Below are 19159 nucleotides of genomic sequence, written 5' to 3' on the forward strand. Positions count from 1 at the left end.
GGGGCGTTTTTTTACAAGGGAATCCTAATACTATGTTCAAAAGAACTGAAGAACAGTCTCAACAACGAGCTTTACTTACAGGTCAACGTTTGCGCTCTTATGCTTTTGCTTTATTGACTCGTCGAGATTATTCCAAAGCAGAACTTACTGAAAAATTAACTCGTTATGCACAAAATCCCGAAGAGGTTAAACAACTTGTTGAGGAATTATCTGAAAAGAATTATCAAAGTGATCAACGTGTTGCTGAACAAATGCTTGCTAGCCAGATTCGGAAAGGCAAAGGGCCAAATCGTATTAAGCAAGCTTTAAAAACAAAACAAATCGAAAATGATTTAATTGCAGAGGATATTCACAATATTGATTGGATAGAACAAGCGTATCAACTGAAAGTGAAAAAATTTGGCGAAGAAGTAGAAAAAGATCCAAAGCTTAAAGCAAAACAGATTAGATTCTTACAATATAGAGGATTTGATTTAGATGTAATTATAAAAGCAGTCCAACGGAGAGTGGACTAAGAGCAATGGTGGCAGCCCCACTAGCAAAACTTCGGCACATCATAGATCTGCTACCGTTGCTACCTTCCGGTCCTGGCGGGGTTCACAGAGTACAATTGCGAAGCCACCAGCGGGGCTACCATTGCCAGACAAATTATAGAGATTTTTAAAAGAGTTGCAAGCCTTCTTCCCAGTTTTAAGCAAGTTTCTGTTTCAATTGATTAATTCATCAGCAAAAATTCATAAATTTCTATAAATCTTTCTCACACATTCTTTCTTGTATCTTATTTTGGATAAAATATGCTTGAAGATTGTAAACTATTCTTGCATTTATATTGTTAGCTGTTTTAATTGCATTGACCAATTAAAATCTTAGATAGTTAAGTGAATAGTTTATATATTCCTTTCTCAAGTTGGCTTTTACATAAAATTATGGACTTATACTCATGCGATTGATGAAGCATTCTTTATTATTTATTGCCTTAATGAGCACTACCTCTCTCTATGCCAACATTCCAATCGAGTCTCGCGGTTTAAGCCAAAGCGGTGGTAGCTCAACTAACACTTCTTCTAATAATGTTTCAGTACCTGGTAATTTAAACTGGGAATTAATGCAAAAAAACCAACAATTAGAGAATGATGTACGTACCTTGCGTGGGCAATTAGAAGAACAATCAAACGATATCGAACAATTGAAAAAAGATTTATCTAATCGTTATACTGACCTAGATCAACGCTTAGAACTACTTAATCAGAAGGTCGATCCAGAAAGTGTTCCATCAGATAATCCTGCAAACAGTGATACTCCAGCTCCGGCAAACACAGAAGCCTCTACAGTAGATAACAAAGTGGTAAATGCTACCCCTACAAGCAGCCCTTCCACCACACCTCCACCCCAACCAGAAGCGTCTCAACCACCTTCACAAAATCAATCAAACTCAGTAGAACTTGAAAAGGCAGCTTACACTGTAGCTTTAGACGCCTATAAGCAAGGTGGCGCAAAAAAAGCTATCGCTCCAATGCAAAATTTTATCAAAAATCACCCAAATAGTGTTTATACGGGAAATGCTTATTTTTGGTTAGCTGAATTTAATTTAGCAACTGATCCGGTAAACTATAATGACGCAAAAAAGAACTACGATGTAGTAGCAACTCGATATCCAAACTCTAGTAAAGCTCCTCGTGCTCTTTATCAACTCTATAGTATTGCTAAAGATGTCGATAAAAATACAGCTTCAGCAAACCAATATAAAACTAAAATCTTAAGTCAGTATCCAAAATCTGATGAAGCCAAGTTTTTTAATAAATAATAATTTTAAGAAAAAAAGACACCGCAATATGCAGTGTCTTTTTTTAATATATTTTCTTAGCGAACAATACCACGTTCTGACTGTTCAACAGAGTCAATTAATAATTGAGCTTCTGGAACGTTTGGAAGAATATCACTTTTAATCTGCTCAACAGCTTGAACAGAGGTAAGTCCTGATTTAAAAATTAACTTATAAGCCTCTCGAAGACCTTGAATTGTATTTTTAGACCAACCCTTCCTGCGCATTCCTTCGACATTTATACCAAATGCATGGGCTGGATTACCAGAAGCCATAACGTAAGCTGGTACATCCTTTAGGATTAGTGATGCTCCACCCACCATACTGTAAGAATCGATTTTACAGAATTGATGAATGCCAGAATTACCACCAATAATGATGTGATCACCTATGTGTACGTGTCCAGCAACACCAACATTATTGGCGAAAATATTATGGTCACCAATAATACAATCATGTGCAATATGTGTGTTAACCATCAATAGGTTATGACTTCCTATTTTAGTTAAAGCATTATCTTGCACAGTTCCTCTATGTAAACTGCAATGCTCACGAATTAAATTATGATCACCAATCTCCAACCAAGTTTCTTCACCTTGATATTTCAAGTCTTGGCAAACTTCACCAACACTTGCGAACTGGAAAATCTCATTATTTTGACCAATTTTGGTAAAACCACCCACTACCACATGTGAATGTAGCTTAGTACCCGCACCAATCGTCACATTTGGACCGATAACGCAATAAGGTCCTATCTGGACATCTGGAGCAATCACTGCAGATGGATCAATAATGGCCGTAGAATGAATTAAGTCGTGATTGCTCATGCCTGCTCTGTTTTTTGGTGTGAAATCATAATTTCAGCGGTTGTTGCTACAATACCGTCAACGGTAGCCGTACAATTATATTTGTAGATACCGCGTTTTTGCATTACTAATTCAGATTTTAATACAAGTTGGTCGCCAGCAACTACTTGTTTTTTAAATCTAACTCTTTCCGCACCAGCAAACAGGAATAAAGAACCTGGTTTTGGCGTTTCATTGTTCATAATAAAACCTAGAACGCCTGAAACCTGAGCTAATGCTTCAACAATTAGAACACCAGGCATAATTGGATATTCTGGGAAATGTCCCTGTAAGAACTCTTCATTGATAGAAACATTCTTATAACCAACAATACTATTGTCAGTAACTTCAGTCACACGATCAACCAATAAGAATGGGTAACGATGCGGCAAATATTGACGAATCGTTTGAATCTGCATTGGTAATTCAGGGATGGCAAATTTAGGTGTAGTTGACTCGGTCATAATATTCTATTTACGCAAATTAAAGGTTGATTCAAGAGACTCTATTTGAGCTTGTATATGATCAAGTCGTTTAGTGATTTGGGTCAATGGCACATCTGCTAATTGTCGCAAACGTACAATTGTCTTTTTCCAATGACTATTTTCAAACAATCCAATTCCTGAAGAGTAAGTTCCAGCTTCAGAAATATTTTTTGTGACCATTGACATTCCAGTCAAAGTCACATTATCGGCAATAGAAAGGTGTCCTGATACACCGCAAGCCCCTGCTAGAATACAGTTTTTGCCAATTTTAACACTACCAGCAATTCCACATTTAGCAGCAATAGCTGTATTTGAACCAATATGAACGTTATGCGCGATTTGCACAAGGTTATCAATAATTACCCCATCTTCCAAAATTGTGTTGTCCAATGCACCTCGATCAATACTACAATTTGAACCAATGCGAACATCATTACCAATAATAACTGAACCCAATTGAGCAATGCGATGCCACTTTCCTTGATATGGTGCAAAGCCAAAGCCTTCACTACCAATTACAGTACTTGCGTGAACTCGCACACGATCAAATAATTTAGATTCACCAGTAATAGTGACATGAGCATCAATAAAACAATCTTTTCCAATTTCCACATTATCATCCAGTCGAGTATGAGACTGAATAATCGTGTTATCACCGACCACACAATTTTCGCCAATTACGACGTAATGACCAATATATGCTGTTTCAGAAACAATCGCAGAAGGATGAATTTGAGCCGTACTTTCTATACCTACCGATGTAATTTTTTTATCAAAAACATGGGTAAGGATAGCAAAAGCTAAATAAGGATTATCAACAATAATAAAATTTTGTTTATCAGGAAGCTGTTCTTTAATAAGGCTTGTAACAATGTACGCACCTGCACGGCTAGTCTTTGCTTGATCTATATACTTTTCGCCATTCACGAAAGCAATCTGATGAGTTTCAGCATTTTCTAAACTTGCTAAGTTTATAAACTGAAGGCTACCCGCACCTACTAGCTCACCATTTACTAAGTGAGCCAGTTCATCTAAACGATAATGTTGCACTTTCATTAATTTATTTCATTGAATTAACCTTTTGTATCATTTTATCAGTTAAATCATACTTAGCGTCATAGGCAACAGTTGAATTTTTATTCAAAATGAAGTCAAGATTATTTTCTTTTCGTAATTGTTCAGCTGCTTGCTTCACACGACTCTCAAAAGTTGAATTCATTCCTTGCAAACTAGTTTGAACTTTAGACTGCAAACCTTGTTGAGTCGAATTAAATTCATTGAGTTTTGTCTGATATTGTGCCTGAAGCTTTTTAATATCATCTTCTTTCATTTTTTGCCCTTGAGTTTGGGCTTGACGTTGAAGACCTTCTAATTCTTTACCTAATTGCTCAAGACGAGTTGTGGTTGGCTTAACTGATTGATTTAAACTTGCGTTTTGTTGTTTCAAATAAGCACTGCTTTCAACAACTTTAGCAAGATCAATAACACCATAGCCCGCAGCGTTAGTCATAGCCGAAACTGTCAGACCTAGTCCTAACATTAATATATTTAATTTTTTCATTTAAATTTGTGTCCTTATTTCATGTTTAGTCAAGTCGCACTTAGAAAGTACGACCGATTTCAAACTGGATCTCTTTAGTTTCATCACCAGGCTTATCATTTAAAGGGAATGCATAGCTAAGAGATAATGGTCCGATCATGGTAATCCATGTGAAGCCAACACCTACGCTATAACGCATATTACCCAAATCGAAACCATAGTTATCTTCACAGTATTTTTTAGCATCAGCTATTTTCTGCCCATTCATAAGCATAGAATAAGAACCAACATCGCACTTGGTATCGAATACCTGACCACCTTCAGCAAAAATAACTGGTCTCACTTGACGCGTCCAATCTCCTTTGAAAGGTAATGGTAAAGCGAGCTCCGTACCAAATTGTACAAGACCATTACCACCCACTTCTTCCGGAGAAGAGTCATCTTTACCTTCTTCTTGTAAATTTACACTTGAATATTTCGGACCCAAGGTACTGTTATCATAACCACGAACAGAGCCATAACCACCAGCATAGAAGTTTTTATAAAATGGTAAATCATTACCATAGCCCAGCTTACCATAGCCACGAAGTACAAAACCTGTAGTACCGATAGGGAAGAATGCCTGAGCATCATAAGTTGCTTTTTGATAGTCAACATCACTACCAGGTAAACCAATTTCCAGACCTACACGATGCGACATACCTGAAGTTGGGAAAATTGGGCGGTTTAATGTGTTATATGACCAACCCAAATTTAAGTTGTATGTAAAGAATTCACCCTCAAATGCATTTCCATAAGGTTTAGAGATTTGATCATCTGGGCATTTTAATAAACCTGTTTCTGGATCTTTCACAAGATCAACGAGACAGTAAGTATTTGTTGAAGTGGTTTTTCCACCATTTTTTAACAAGTAGTCACGTACATATGTCGATACATATGCACCTGTGGTTACTTTAGTATTATCAACACCTAAAGAAGCACTTAAACTTTGGTTTTCGTCAATTGGATAACCAAAACTTAGACTACCACCAAAACTATCGGTAACGTAGTTATTAACGTTATAGTCATCATTTAGTTTGGTTTTACGATAATAAACGTTATAACCGCGGCTTACACCGTCAATTGTAAAGTAAGGATCGGTAACACTTAAGTTATAGTAATCTTGAGTTTCAGAACGAGACAAATCGATTGAAACACGGTTACCCGTTCCCATAAAGTTAGTTTGACTCAAACCTGCTTGGAATGTGATACCCCCACTTTGTGAGTAACCTACAGCTAATGTTGTAGTTCCCGAGTGTTGTTCTTCAACATTTACGTTTAAATCCACCTGATCTGGTGAGTTTGGAATACGCACGGGTTTAACATCAACCGTCTTAAAGAATCCCGTACGTTCTAAACGAACTTTAGACAGATCAATTTTTTCATTACTGGCTAAAGCGCCTTCCATTTGACGCATTTCGCGACGTAATACTTCATCGGCAGTTTTACTATTACCTGTAAAGTTAATACGACGTACAGTGACTTGCTGACCTGGGTTTACATAGTAATTTAAGTCAACAACACCTGTATCGTTATTAATTTGCGGAACAATATTCACATCTGCAAAGTAATAACCAGCATTACCATATTTACGCAATAACAACTGCTTAACAGCATTTACTTTTTCTTGAGAATAAGTATCGCCATCTTTATAAATTTTTAAAGCTTGTAATTCTTCCGGCTTATAAAGTGCATCACCCAAAAATTTGGTTTGTCCAAATTTAAATTGACTGCCTTCATCTACAGCAACTTCAATAAAGATATTCTTTTTATCTTCACTAATATTAAGCTGTGAGTTATTAATATGGAAATTAATATAACCTTTATTAAGGTACATAGCGCGCAAAGCTTCAAGGCTCGCTGCCATTTTTTCTCTAGCATAACGGTCATTACGCGTTACAACAGAAGCCCAACCACTTTCTTTAACTGCAAAGGCTTGTTTAATTTCACTGTCTTTAAAAACAGTATTACCAATAATATTGATATTAAAAACTTTAGCGGCTGTACCTTCATTAAAATTTAATTTAAGTTCAACACGGTTATTTGGACGAGCTATTGTGTCAACGGTTACATCAGCATCGTAACGACCCTGCTGGGTATATTGCTGCTCTAATTCAGTTTCAATTGTTTGTAAAGCCGATTTCTTGAAAACTTCGCCTTCAGCAATTCCCATTTTTTTGAGGCCTTGTTCCAATGCCTCTTTAGGAATAAGTTTATTACCCTTAAATTCAAGCTTTGAAATAATTGGGCGCTCTACGACATTAAAAACTAAAGTATCGTTATCTTTTGATGCTTTAATATCGTCAAAAAGTCCAGTGGCATACAATGTTCGAATTGCTTCTGCGATCATCGGTTCATTAACGCGATCGCCACTGTTGATTGGCAACATGGTATAAACATTTGCAGGAGTAAGACGGACTAAGCCATCTATGCGAATATCTCGAACAACGAAATCATCAGCTGCATATGCTTGTTGTACCGCTGCCATAGCGCTAACAAGTGCCAAAGGCATTAAAAAATGTGTGTGCCGCATGCCAGTTTTTCCAGTAAGTTATAAATCCATATACGTTTACAAACGCATAAAATCGTTAAATAGAGCCAAAAGCATCATACTACCGAGCAGTACCATACCAATTTTTAGACCAAACATTTGTATTTGTTCAGAAACAGGCTTCCCACGAATAGCTTCAATAATGTAATAAACCAGATGTCCACCATCTAGCATTGGAATTGGTAATAAGTTTAAAATTCCAAGACTTACACTCATTAAAGCCATAAATGAGATAAAAGTCTGCCATCCCATTTCTGCACTTTGTCCCGCTACTTTTGCGATTGTAATTGGTCCAGATAAATTTTCTAAACCAATTAAACCCTTAACCATTTTTACTATTGAACTCAATATCATGCTAGAGATTTGACCAGTTTTATCTAGTGACATCTCGAAAGCTTTTATTGGAGTATATTGAATTGTTTGCTTATATTCGTCAGGAATTGTAATTTTTCCTGCATCACTTTTCACGCCCAAAACACCGCTCACTTGCCCCATGTTGTCCCGTTTTCCTTGAGGCATGACTTGCAAATGAACCACTTGACCATTACGTAACACATCAATATTGAGTAATTTCTCTGGAGAATGTTGTACTACTTCTACAACATCAAACCAGTCTTTCATTGCTTGACCATTAATTGAAGCAATACGGTCACCTACTTTCATTCCTTGACGAATTGCAGCTCCATCTTGAGTCAATTCAGTCACAACAGCTGGAATAACGGGACGATATGGTAAAAAACCTAATGTATCTAAAGCCGATTCATTCTGATTTTTTAAGAAATCTTTAATTGGTAAAACAATATTTGTCTCAGTACCAGCACGGTCTACATCAATATTTACATTGCCGGTTTCACCTACACGATCAATCAAAGCAAAGTTAAGCTTTTCCCAAGTTTGCGTTTCTTTTCCATCAACTGCAATAACCTTGTCACCTACTTGCATTTGTGCAGCTGCTGCTGGTGAGTTTGGGATGACTTTACCTACTCTAGTGTTTAGTTGTTCTTGTGCAGGTAAAAATAGAATCCAGAAAAGTAAGACAGCAAAAATTAAGTTAATTAAAGGACCAGCTGCAACAATTGCTATACGTTTCCATGGTTTTTGACGGTTAAATGCATAAGGCAAGTCTTGCTCTGCAACATTACCTTCACGCTCATCGAGCATTTTTACATAGCCACCCAACGGTAAAGCTGAAAGTTGATATTTGATTCCGGATTTCTTTGATGTCCATTTGAGTAATGTAGGTCCAAAACCAATGGAATATACTAAAACTTTAACACCTAATTTTCGTGCAACCCAATAATGGCCGAACTCATGGATTGCAATTAAAGGACCAAGTAAAAGAGCCGCCGCTGCAATCATAAATAATGCGCTCATTTCAGCCTCCTATACTTGATATATATTGCTGTGCTACATGTCGTGCTATTTCATCTTTCTCTAAAATACACTCAATGTTTTCAGCAACTGAATTTTCCAATTTTTGCAAAGTATGTTCTACCACTTGTGGAATATTTGTAAATCCGATCTGTTGCTTTAAAAATGCAGCAACAGCAACTTCATTTGCAGCATTTAAAATAGTAGGTGCTAAACCTCCCGCACGCATTGCTTGACGAGCCAAATTAAGTGCTGGAAATTTTTGAATATCTGGAGCTTGAAAATTAAGCTGAGAATATTCAAATAAATTTAAAGCAGGAACACTCGTCTGTAAACGCTCAGGCCATGCTAAAGCATGTGCAATTGGCGTACACATATCTGGATTACCCATTTGCGCCAATGTTGAACCATCCACATATTGCACCATAGAATGAATAATACTTTGTGGGTGGACAACAACTGTAACAAAATGTTCAGATATTGAAAACAAATGGCATGCCTCAATCAACTCTAGTCCTTTGTTCATAAGAGTAGCTGAGTCAACTGAGATTTTTTGTCCCATAGACCAATTAGGATGTTTACAGGCTTGCTGAGGAGTAACTTCTTTTAATTGCTCTAAAGAATGGTTTAAAAAAGGACCGCCAGAGGCTGTTAATAAAATTCTAGATACGCCCTGCTGTGGTTGTCCATTTCTTTCAGCTTCTAAATAATTATGAGGTAATGACTGAAAAATAGCATTGTGTTCGGAGTCTACTGGCAATAACAATGCCTGATGATCACGTGCTGCTTGCATCATGATTTCACCAGACATAACCAAAGCTTCTTTATTCGCTAATAATACACGTTTACCAGCTTTCACAGCAGCTAAAGTGGGCAACAACCCTGCCGCTCCAACAATTGCAGCCATAACAACATCCACATCTGGATGTGAAGCAATGCTTACCAGACCTTGCTGATCAACCAAAATTTCAATATTTTGTAATTTATTATGTGCAAATAGAGCTGTTAATTCGGCAACTTTTTGCTCAGGAACAACCACTACTTTTGGTTGGAACTCTTTACAAATTTCAACTAACTCAGAAATTCGGGTATGAGCTGAAACTGCAAACACTGAATACTTATCAGGATGTTGATTTAAAATTTTTAAGGTACTTTGACCAATGGAACCGGTTACACCTAATATGCAAACAGATTGTGTCATCTATAAATCTACACCAATAAGTTTTAATATATACATTCCCGTTGCAAAGATCGGGGCTGCAGCAAGTAAAGAATCAATACGATCTAAAACACCACCATGACCGGGTAGAACACGACCAGAATCTTTAATACCGGCACGACGTTTAATCATTGATTCAAATAAGTCACCTAAAACTGAACCAAATACTGTAATTAATGACAATATAAGAAACAGAATTTGCTGAATTAAAGTTAAATTTAGATAATGATATTGCACAACTACCATTATTATTACAGTCGTAATAATACCACCGTACAAACCTTCTACTGATTTATTAGGACTTACAGTCGGAGCTAACTTTCTTTTCCCAAATTTTCGACCCACAAAGTAAGCACCACTATCTGCACCCCATACGAGCAAGAACAGATACATTAGCCACCATGGTGAGCTTTGCCATACTACAAAAATTGACGTTACCGCAGCGCAGACTAAAATTATGCCAATCACATATAAGGTCGCGTTATACCAGCCATCAAATTCAGGAAATGACTTGACCCAATATACACTTACAATCCAAGTCAAAATTGAAGCAGACCACAAAAGTAATGCAATATCGTGGAAAAACAGGGCAACACCTGAAACAAATGCAACAAGCAGACCGTAGCACCAAGCTTTAGGTTTTACAGCATTTGTAGTTTCGCGAGGCATTAATTTATACCACTCATACCCCGCAACCCCTGCTGCAACAATCATAAGAACCAACATTGGATAATGTGATTGCGTAGCAAACATACAGCCTAAAACAACTGCAACAAGTACCAATGCGGTAACAATCCGCTCTAACATTATAAATTCTCTATTTTCTCTTGCTGAATTTGTTCAGATGTTTTACCAAAACGACGTTCACGCCCTGAAAAAACATTCAATGCATGATCGAACTCTTTTACCGTAAATTCTGGCCATAAAGCTTCCGTAAAATACAGTTCCGCATAAGCTGCTTGCCATAACAAGAAATTAGATATGCGATAATCTCCGCCTGTGCGGATTAATAGGTCCACAGCTGGCAGATCGTTTAGACTGACATATTTTTCGAACAAATCAACATTTATTTGATCAGCATCAAACTCACCACGGGAAACTGCTTGAGCAACCTGTTTTGCTGCATTTGCAATGTCCCACATCCCACCATAGCTTATCGCAATGGTTAGGGTCATAGTGTCATGGTGTGCTGTCTGTTGCTCTGCATCTTCCATTAAGGCAACTAAGTGTGACGATAATCGAGAACGATCACCAATAAAACGCAAAGCAATATTAAATTTCTTCATGCGAGGTATTTGCTCATGAATACTTTCTTCCAGAAGTTTCATAAGCAGATCGACTTCATACTGCGGTCGATTCCAATTTTCGCTTGAAAATGCGAAAACAGTTAGAGCACGAATACCAGTTTTTTTACAATGCTCAACAATAGGATCAAGAACATTTTTACCTTCCCGATGCCCATCACCTTTTTGCATTTGATTTTTTTTTGCAAAGCGGTTGTTGCCATCCATGATGATGGCAACATGCTTGGGAAGATGATACTCTTCAGAATCGGTCATAAAAATTAGACCTTCATCAATTCTGCTTCTTTCGCTGCAAGACGTTTGTCCACTTCTGCAACATATTTGTCAGTAATTTTCTGAATATCATCACCTGCACGGCGTTCGTCATCTTCAGAAATTTCTTTTTCTTTTAGCAATGATTTAATATCACCTAATACATCACGACGGATATTACGAATCGCAACTTTTGCATTTTCTGCTTCATTACGCGCAACTTTTTGCATATCACGGCGTGTTTCTTCAGTTAATGCAGGTAAAGGTACACGAATCGCATCTGCTGTAATTGGGTTTAAACCAAGATCGCTTTCACGGATTGCCTTATCAATAGCTGAAACCATTGTACGCTCAAATGGCTGAACAACAAGTGTACGTGAGTCTTCGATACCCACGTTTGCTACTTGATTTAAAGGCACATCAGAACCGTAGTAAGGAACCATCACACCATTTAAGATTGATGGGTGTGCACGGCCAGTTCGAACTTTAGCAAACCCTAGCTCCAAAGACTCTAGAGTTTTTAACATACGCTGTTCGCTGTCTTTTTTCAGATCGTTAATCATATGATCTACCTTACTTATTTATTCAAAGATATATTTAACAAATTTAATTTAGCGCTAGTATAAAGAGCTTTCGGTAACACGTACATTATTTAGTAACGCGCGTCCCTTCTTTTTCACCCATTACTACTGACAATAACGCACCTGATTTATTCATATCAAAAACTTGCAGTGGCACATTATGGTCGCGACATAAACAAATAGCCGTCAAATCCATAACACCAAGTTTTTCATCTAACACCTGATCAAAGGTTAAATGATCGTATTTAACAGCATCTTCAAATTTACTTGGATCTTTATTATAAACGCCATCTACTTTAGTCGCTTTTAAAATCAAATTCGCTTCAATTTCAATTCCGCGTAAACATGCTGCTGTATCCGTTGTAAAAAATGGATTTCCTGTACCCGCAACGAAAACACAAACTTCACCTTGACTCAAATGACGGATAGCATCACGACTTGAATAAGACTCTACCACTGTACCAATTGGCAATGCAGACATAAGACGAGTTCTGATATTACGACGAACTAGAGCATCACGCATAGCTAAGCCATTCATCACAGTTGCAAGCATACCCATTTGATCGCCTGTTACACGACCAACTAGGCCATCTTTTTGCAACTGACTACCACGGTACAAATTACCGCCACCCACAACGATACCCACTTGTACACCTAAGCCAACCAAGTGTGCAATTGAAAGGGACATATGATCTAAAACTTGGGCATCAATACCCATATCTTTATTACCTGACAATGCCTCACCAGATAATTTTAATAGAATACGTGAATAACGAGGGCTAATTGTTTCCGCCATGACTTTGCTCCAAAACCTCTTAAACTGAATGCTCTTTAAATATATTTCGATTAAACCGATTTAATTTTAATTAACTTTGCAAATAAATCGTATTCATCCGCATCGGTAATTTCGACTTCCAACATATCGCCCGGTTGAATAGTGTTCTTATCGATATCTTCTACGAACACATTACCGTCAATTTCCGGAGCATCAGCATAAGAACGTGCAACGGCAACAGGATATTCATCTTCTAAACTATCGACTAATACAGTCATCGTTTGACCAATACGTTTTTGCAATCTGGCAGCAGAAATTTGTTGCTGGACTTGCATAAAACGCTCGTAACGCTCTTGTTTAATTTCTTCTGGCACATGATCTGGCAAATCATTTGCCGTTGCGCCTTCGACTGGTGAATAGGTAAAGCAACCTACACGATCAAGTTGAGCTTCAACTAACCAATCTAGCAAAATCTGGAAGTCCTCTTCAGTTTCACCTGGGAAACCCACCACAAAAGTAGAACGGATCACAAGATCAGGACATTTTTCACGCCATAATTTAATTTTTTCTAATGTATTTTCACTATGAGCCGGACGCTTCATTAACTTAAGAATACGTGGGCTTGCGTGTTGGAATGGAATATCTAGATATGGCAGGATTTTACCTTGTGCCATTAAATCAATTACCGCATCCACATGTGGATATGGGTAAACATAGTGTAGACGCACCCAGATACCTAATTGGCCTAGTGCTTCACACATATCGAAGAATTTTGTCTTAACCGGTTGACCATTCCAGAAGTCAAGTTTGTACTTGGTGTCTACGCCATAAGCTGATGTATCTTGGGAAATAACCAAGATTTCTTTAACACCCGCTCTTTTAAGTGCCGCAGCTTCTTCTAATACACTACCAACTGGACGAGAAACCAAGTCACCACGCATACTTGGAATAATACAGAAGGTACAACGATGGTTACATCCTTCAGATATTTTTAAGTAGGCATAATGCTTTGGTGTTAAGCGAATTCCCTGTTCAGGAACCAAATCAATAAACGGATTATGTTTAGGTGGTGCTGGTACATATTCATGTACAGCTTCCATCACATCTTGATAAGCTGCTGCCCCAGTAACCTTTAAAACGTTTGGATGCATTTGACGAATTTTATCTTCATCTTTACCTAAACACCCAGTAACGATCACTCGACCATTTTCACTAATGGCCTCGCCAATTGCATCTAGCGACTCTTGTACCGCAGATTCAATAAAACCACAGGTATTAACAACTACTAAATCAGCACCATCATAATCTGATGCTACTTGATAACCTTCAGTCTTTAACTGAGTTAAAATTCGTTCAGAATCTACCAATGCCTTAGGACAACCTAAAGAAACAAAACCGACTTTGGGGGTCTTCATGAATCTGCGCTCCACTTGAATGCGCGTATTGTATGTCTTTTCTTGTCTCAAGCATAGGTGGAAAGCCTACTCTTTGTGTAATGCACCAAAATACAACCAACATTTGCACCAAAACTCACCTTTGCACCAATTTAGATCATGTTATTATCTAGATTTGAGCTATCTGTTTTGATCAAAAGATATAAAGAACGATTTCAGCGCGTTTTTAAGTACCTTAAAACTTTAAAATAACCCATAAACAAAGTTGGCGTATATTTTGCATCATTCATGTTCTATAACGGTGAAAATCCGATAACCAATGAAGATGCCATTGCGCTATTTTAAGACAGGAACGATTCGCTAATGGATCAACACAACCCTATCGACTATCGCCTCTTGGTAGACAATTTAACTACTGCGATTTTATTAATCGACAGTAATTTGAATATTTTTTACTTAAATTCAGCTTGCGAAGCACTATTTGATATAAGTTTACTGCGTGCTTCAGGGCAACCAGTTTTAAACTTACTTCATGCCCCTGACGATACTTTTAATACGCATGAAGCTTTATTGAACACCATAAAAACCGGACAACCTTATACGCGCCGAGAAGCTGTCATTAATGTCAACTTTAAAGACCTGCATGTGGATTACACAGTTTCTCAATTAAATGCAGGTAAAAGCTACCATCCATTATTGTTGATCGAACTCAATCCAATCGATCGCATGTTAAAGATTTCAAAAGAAGAAAATCTTGTTCAACAACATCAGGTCGCTAGACAGCTCGTACGTGGCGTTGCCCATGAAATTAAAAATCCACTTGCAGGTATTCGGGGAGCAACCCAGTTACTCGCTCGCAGCTTAAATGATAAGACTTATGCGGAATTCACCGATGTCATTATTAATGAAGTAGATCGTTTAACCAACTTGGCTGATACCATGTTAGGTTCTAGACAACTGCCAAGTTATGAGAATGTTAATGTGCATGAGCCGTTAGAACGGGTACGTTCTCTTATTGCAAATCAAACCAAGAAAAAAATTAAAATTATTCGTGATTACGATTTGTCTTTACCCGATGTTAATGCTGATCGAGATCAACTCATACAAGTGATGCTCAACATTAGTGTAAATGCGATTCAAGCCATCACGGAAAATAAGTCATTTTTCACAGATCAGGAACCAGAGCTAATTCTACGTACCCGCATACAACGTCTTGTCACGATTAATGGTGTGCTGAACCGATCTACAGTGCGGGTCGATATTGAGGATAATGGACCAGGTATACCTGAGAGTATTTTAGAGTCAGTATTCTATCCATTGGTTACTGGACGAGCAAAAGGTACTGGGCTTGGCCTGAGTATTGCACAGAATATTATGCATCAACATAATGGAATGATTGAATGCCAATCTGTTCCTGGAAAAACTATTTTTAGCTTATATTTACCTTGGGAGTCAGACCGTGTCGCGAAATAAAATATGGGTTATTGATGATGATCGCGCCATGCGATGGGTATTAGAAAAGACCTTTAAAGAAGAAGGTTTTGATGTCACTAATTTTGAAGAAGCTCAAACTGCACTTGAACGTTTACACCATGATGCGCCCGATGTCATTTTAACTGACATTCGAATGCCTGGAATTGATGGTTTAACTTTCTTATCTAAAGTCAAAAACTCTCATCCAGATTTACCTGTCATTATTATGACTGCACACTCCGATTTAGAGTCTGCTGTTTCAAGCTATCAAACAGGCGCCTTTGAATATTTACCAAAGCCATTTGATATTGATGAAGCCTTAGCCTTGGTTAATCGTGCAATCCTGCATATCAACAAATTACAACAGCAAGAAGCGACAAAAACAGCTACGCCTCTTCAATCAACAGAAATTATTGGTGAATCTCCTGCAATGCAGGAGGTTTTCCGCGCTATCGGCCGTTTATCTCAATCTCATATTACTGTTTTAATTAATGGTGAATCAGGTACAGGTAAAGAGTTAGTCGCGCATGCTTTACACAAGCATTCTCCTCGCCGTGCCAAGCCTTTTATTGCTTTAAATATGGCAGCAATTCCAAAAGACTTGATTGAAACCGAGTTATTTGGTCATGAAAAAGGTGCATTTACAGGTGCAAATACTCAGCATCAAGGCCGTTTTGAACAAGCAAATGGCGGAACACTATTCCTTGATGAAATTGGTGATATGCCATTTGAAACACAGACTCGATTACTTCGTGTGCTCGCCGACGGTGAATTTTATCGTGTAGGTGGGCATATCCCAGTTAAAGTGGATGTTCGAATCGTTGCGGCAACGCATCAGGATTTAGAAAAACTGGTGAATGAAGGTCGATTCCGTGAAGACTTATATCACCGCTTAAATGTGATTCGTATTCACATTCCTAAACTTGCGCACCGTAGCGAAGATATTCCAATGCTTGCTCAGCATTTTCTTGCACGCGCAGGTAAAGAACTTGGCGTGAGCCCAAAAATCTTACGTACCGAGACAACAGATTATATGCAACAGTTGCCATGGCCCGGCAATGTTCGACAACTTGAAAACACGTGTCGCTGGTTAACTGTAATGATCACCGGACGTGAAGTTTATCCAGAAGATTTACCTTCTGAACTCAAACAAGTTCCACTACAAAAAAATAGTGAATCAGGGCAACCTGCACCTTCTTTTGAGCGCATTTCACTACATCATTGGGATGAACTACTTAACCAATGGGCGATTCAAAAACTTAAAAATGGTGAAATGAAGATTCTGGATATTGCGACCCCAATGTTTGAGCGCACCTTAATTAATGCAGCCTTACTGCAAACTCGCGGGCGTAAACGCCACGCAGCAGAATTACTGGGTTGGGGCCGTAATACCTTAACTCGCAAGTTAAAAGAACTTGGAATGGATTCTGCTGACGATGATGAAGAAGATGAACATAAGGTTACCCAAACTGAAGCCTAAAAAGCTTAGTACCTAAATTAAAAGCGGCTAAAACATTCTTAGCCGCTTTATTTTTTATTAAATTTAAAAATGAACATCAGGTTACATCATTAAATATTTTCAAAATTCACTCTAAGTTTATATTTTCTATTCATTTATTTTTTAAATAAAGTGATTACTGTTCAGCAGATGATCTAAAAAAATAGTGATGACCATCCTTAAAGATAGTTTTGCTATACTAAACAAGCAAAGTTAACCGTTGTTATGAAATTTTATGCACGATTCCGTCCTTGAGTCACATCATTCAGTATGTGAAAAACCCCAAACACGCAGAGGTATAGAACGTCGCTTAGCTCTATTGCTAAGTGCAACCGAGCTGTTTTTGGATAAAGGATATGATGCCGTTTCTCTTGATGACATTGTTAATCATGCTGGAGGTTCAAAAACTTCTATCTATAAATATTTCGGTAATAAAGATGGCTTATTTACCGCAATTTGCGATTATCGCCGTGAAATGTTTTTTAAAGATATTTGTCTAGCATTTCACCCCTCTCAAAGTTCATTACGCGACTATTTAATTCACACACTCATTCGCTTCTACACTCACATTATCCAGCCTGAACATATTGCCTTTTTACGCCTAGTGATTGAACAAACTCAATGCAATGCCACTTTAAGCCAATATCTATATGAAAAATGTGCTCAAGATGTACAAAATACGATTGCACAAGCACTTTTAATTTCCCATCAATCTGGCGAGATTCATTGCACATCTCCCGACCATTCTTCATTAATGTATTTTGGAGTTTTACGTGATATTGAATGGCGCATGATTATGGGGATGCCACTCCCACCAAATGAAAAAGAAGTAATTGATTATATTAACTATTGTGTTGATGTTTTCTTAAGAGGCCATCATAAAGTCTAATTCTTTTGCATTTTAAAATGCTTATAGTATAGTAGACTTCTTTTTTTCCACATCCACCCAGCCAACAACAGATAATTGTTGTATTTCATAACAATTATTATGGAGTAGCTACATGGCTCTAAGACATTTCCTGACTTTACGTGATCTATCCACTCTAGAACTTAATCGCATTTTAGAACGCGCAAGCGAGCTTAAAAAAATGCAGCATGACAATCAGGTATATCAACCTTTTGTTGGTAAAGTATTGGGAATGATTTTTGAGAAATCAAGCACGCGTACACGTATCTCTTTTGAAGCAGGCATTAATCAATTTGGTGGTAGTGCGATTTTCTTATCGCCTCGCGACACACAATTAGGTCGTGGTGAACCAATTGAAGACTCAGCACGTGTAATTTCAAGTATGCTTGATATTGTGATGATTCGTACTTTCGGTCATGACATTGTTGAACGTTTTGCATCGTATTCAAAAGTTCCTGTTATTAACGGTTTAACAGATGACCATCATCCGTGCCAGTTACTTGCAGATTTACAGACTTATATTGAACACCGCGGTAGCATTAAAGGCAAAACCGTTGCTTGGATTGGTGATGGCAATAATATGTGTAACTCATATATTGAAGCTGCACACATGATGGGCTTTAAACTCAAAATTGCATCGCCGAAAGGATATGAGCCTAAACCTGAATTTTTAGCAGAGTTTGGTCATTGTGTTGAAGTTTTTGACAATGCAGAAGATGCTGCCGTAAATGCTGACCTCATTGTGACAGATGTATGGGCAAGCATGGGACAAGAAGAAGAACAGAAGCTTCGCGAAAGAGCCTTTGCTGCTTTTCAAGTCAATGAAAAATTAATGGGACTTGCTCATCCTGAATGTTTATTCATGCATTGTTTACCTGCACATCGTGGCGAAGAAATTTCCGAAACCATGCTCGACCATAAAAATGCAGCAGTCTGGGATGAAGCGGAAAACCGTTTACATGCACAAAAAGCTTTGATGGAATTCTTATTAAATGAACGTCTGAAATAAGCTTAATTTCTTTCTAAAAAACAGCACTTTTATTGTGCTGTTTTTTTATTTTCTAAATGACTTCTTTTATTTATTATAATTTTTTTAATATTCT

The 19159-nt window shown here is 37.7% G+C and carries 18 protein-coding genes and 1 other RNA gene; 6 read left to right on the top strand and 13 right to left on the bottom strand.

The window, feature by feature from the left end; genetic code table 11:
* Positions 1-32 precede the first annotated feature (32 nt).
* Entirely contained in the window at positions 33-515 is a 483-nt protein-coding gene (locus MSG66_RS18255; RefSeq protein WP_262472184.1) for a regulatory protein RecX, read from the top strand.
* A 15-nt stretch (positions 516-530) separates the two neighbouring features.
* Here MSG66_RS18255 and ffs read toward each other — a convergent pair.
* Positions 531-627, bottom strand: an RNA gene (gene ffs, locus MSG66_RS18260) — signal recognition particle sRNA small type.
* A 313-nt stretch (positions 628-940) separates the two neighbouring features.
* On the opposite strand from ffs, the gene MSG66_RS18265 reads away from it, so the two are divergent.
* Positions 941-1804: a YbgF trimerization domain-containing protein gene (locus MSG66_RS18265; RefSeq protein WP_262472186.1), complete on the top strand. Its 864-nt coding sequence runs from the start codon at positions 941-943 to the stop codon at positions 1802-1804.
* A gap of 56 nt (positions 1805-1860) precedes the next feature.
* On the opposite strand, the gene lpxA is transcribed toward MSG66_RS18265, so the two are convergent.
* The 12 genes from lpxA to rimO form a co-directional block, all read right to left on the bottom strand.
* On the bottom strand, positions 1861-2649 hold the full coding sequence (lpxA, locus tag MSG66_RS18270; protein WP_262472188.1) for an acyl-ACP--UDP-N-acetylglucosamine O-acyltransferase: 789 nt from the start codon (positions 2647-2649) through the stop codon (positions 1861-1863).
* Positions 2646-3131 carry a 3-hydroxyacyl-ACP dehydratase FabZ gene (gene fabZ, locus MSG66_RS18275; RefSeq protein WP_003652176.1) on the bottom strand — a complete coding sequence of 162 codons (486 nt, stop codon included), beginning with the start codon at positions 3129-3131 and terminating at the stop codon, positions 2646-2648. The genes lpxA and fabZ overlap by 4 nt, the downstream gene beginning before the upstream one ends.
* A gap of 6 nt (positions 3132-3137) precedes the next feature.
* Positions 3138-4208: a UDP-3-O-(3-hydroxymyristoyl)glucosamine N-acyltransferase gene (gene lpxD / locus MSG66_RS18280; RefSeq protein ID WP_133973052.1), complete on the bottom strand. Its 1071-nt coding sequence runs from the start codon at positions 4206-4208 to the stop codon at positions 3138-3140.
* A gap of 4 nt (positions 4209-4212) precedes the next feature.
* Positions 4213-4713, bottom strand: coding sequence for an OmpH family outer membrane protein (locus MSG66_RS18285; RefSeq protein WP_042894155.1), 501 nt, complete (start codon positions 4711-4713; stop codon positions 4213-4215).
* 40 nt (positions 4714-4753) lie between these two features.
* Positions 4754-7264 carry an outer membrane protein assembly factor BamA gene (gene bamA, locus MSG66_RS18290; protein WP_262472190.1) on the bottom strand — a complete coding sequence of 837 codons (2511 nt, stop codon included), beginning with the start codon at positions 7262-7264 and terminating at the stop codon, positions 4754-4756.
* Positions 7265-7300: 36 nt separating this feature from the next.
* Positions 7301-8656, bottom strand: a complete 1356-nt coding sequence (gene rseP / locus MSG66_RS18295; RefSeq protein WP_262472191.1) for an RIP metalloprotease RseP — start codon at positions 8654-8656, stop codon at positions 7301-7303.
* Position 8657: 1 nt separating this feature from the next.
* Positions 8658-9854, bottom strand: coding sequence for a 1-deoxy-D-xylulose-5-phosphate reductoisomerase (gene ispC, locus MSG66_RS18300; protein WP_262472192.1), 1197 nt, complete (start codon positions 9852-9854; stop codon positions 8658-8660).
* Entirely contained in the window at positions 9855-10679 is an 825-nt protein-coding gene (locus tag MSG66_RS18305) for a phosphatidate cytidylyltransferase (RefSeq protein WP_202741859.1), read from the bottom strand.
* Entirely contained in the window at positions 10679-11431 is a 753-nt protein-coding gene (gene uppS / locus MSG66_RS18310) for a polyprenyl diphosphate synthase (protein WP_133973044.1), read from the bottom strand. Before uppS ends, MSG66_RS18305 begins: the two co-directional genes overlap by 1 nt.
* Before the next feature lie 5 nt (positions 11432-11436).
* Positions 11437-11991, bottom strand: a complete 555-nt coding sequence (gene frr / locus MSG66_RS18315; RefSeq protein ID WP_042894139.1) for a ribosome recycling factor — start codon at positions 11989-11991, stop codon at positions 11437-11439.
* Between the two features lie 85 nt (positions 11992-12076).
* Entirely contained in the window at positions 12077-12805 is a 729-nt protein-coding gene (pyrH, locus tag MSG66_RS18320; protein WP_003652185.1) for a UMP kinase, read from the bottom strand.
* Positions 12806-12855: 50 nt separating this feature from the next.
* Positions 12856-14199, bottom strand: coding sequence for a 30S ribosomal protein S12 methylthiotransferase RimO (rimO, locus tag MSG66_RS18325; RefSeq protein WP_042894136.1), 1344 nt, complete (start codon positions 14197-14199; stop codon positions 12856-12858).
* A gap of 342 nt (positions 14200-14541) precedes the next feature.
* Between rimO and glnL the strand changes: the two genes are divergently transcribed.
* From glnL to argF, 4 genes are all read left to right on the top strand, one after another.
* On the top strand, positions 14542-15651 hold the full coding sequence (gene glnL / locus MSG66_RS18335; protein ID WP_042894133.1) for a nitrogen regulation protein NR(II): 1110 nt from the start codon (positions 14542-14544) through the stop codon (positions 15649-15651).
* Positions 15638-17131 carry a nitrogen regulation protein NR(I) gene (gene glnG / locus MSG66_RS18340; RefSeq protein ID WP_202741852.1) on the top strand — a complete coding sequence of 498 codons (1494 nt, stop codon included), beginning with the start codon at positions 15638-15640 and terminating at the stop codon, positions 17129-17131. The genes glnL and glnG overlap by 14 nt, the downstream gene beginning before the upstream one ends.
* Positions 17132-17384: 253 nt before the next feature.
* Positions 17385-18038, top strand: a complete 654-nt coding sequence (locus MSG66_RS18345; RefSeq protein ID WP_133973038.1) for a TetR/AcrR family transcriptional regulator — start codon at positions 17385-17387, stop codon at positions 18036-18038.
* Between the two features lie 112 nt (positions 18039-18150).
* The gene (gene argF / locus MSG66_RS18350; RefSeq protein WP_324654851.1) at positions 18151-19065 is read left to right on the top strand and encodes an ornithine carbamoyltransferase; all 915 of its coding nucleotides are present in this window, start codon (positions 18151-18153) and stop codon (positions 19063-19065) included.
* The last annotated feature ends 94 nt before the right edge of the window (positions 19066-19159 follow it).

This window comes from Acinetobacter sp. IK31 (assembly GCF_035615195.1).
GTDB lineage: Bacteria > Pseudomonadota > Gammaproteobacteria > Pseudomonadales > Moraxellaceae > Acinetobacter > Acinetobacter calcoaceticus_C.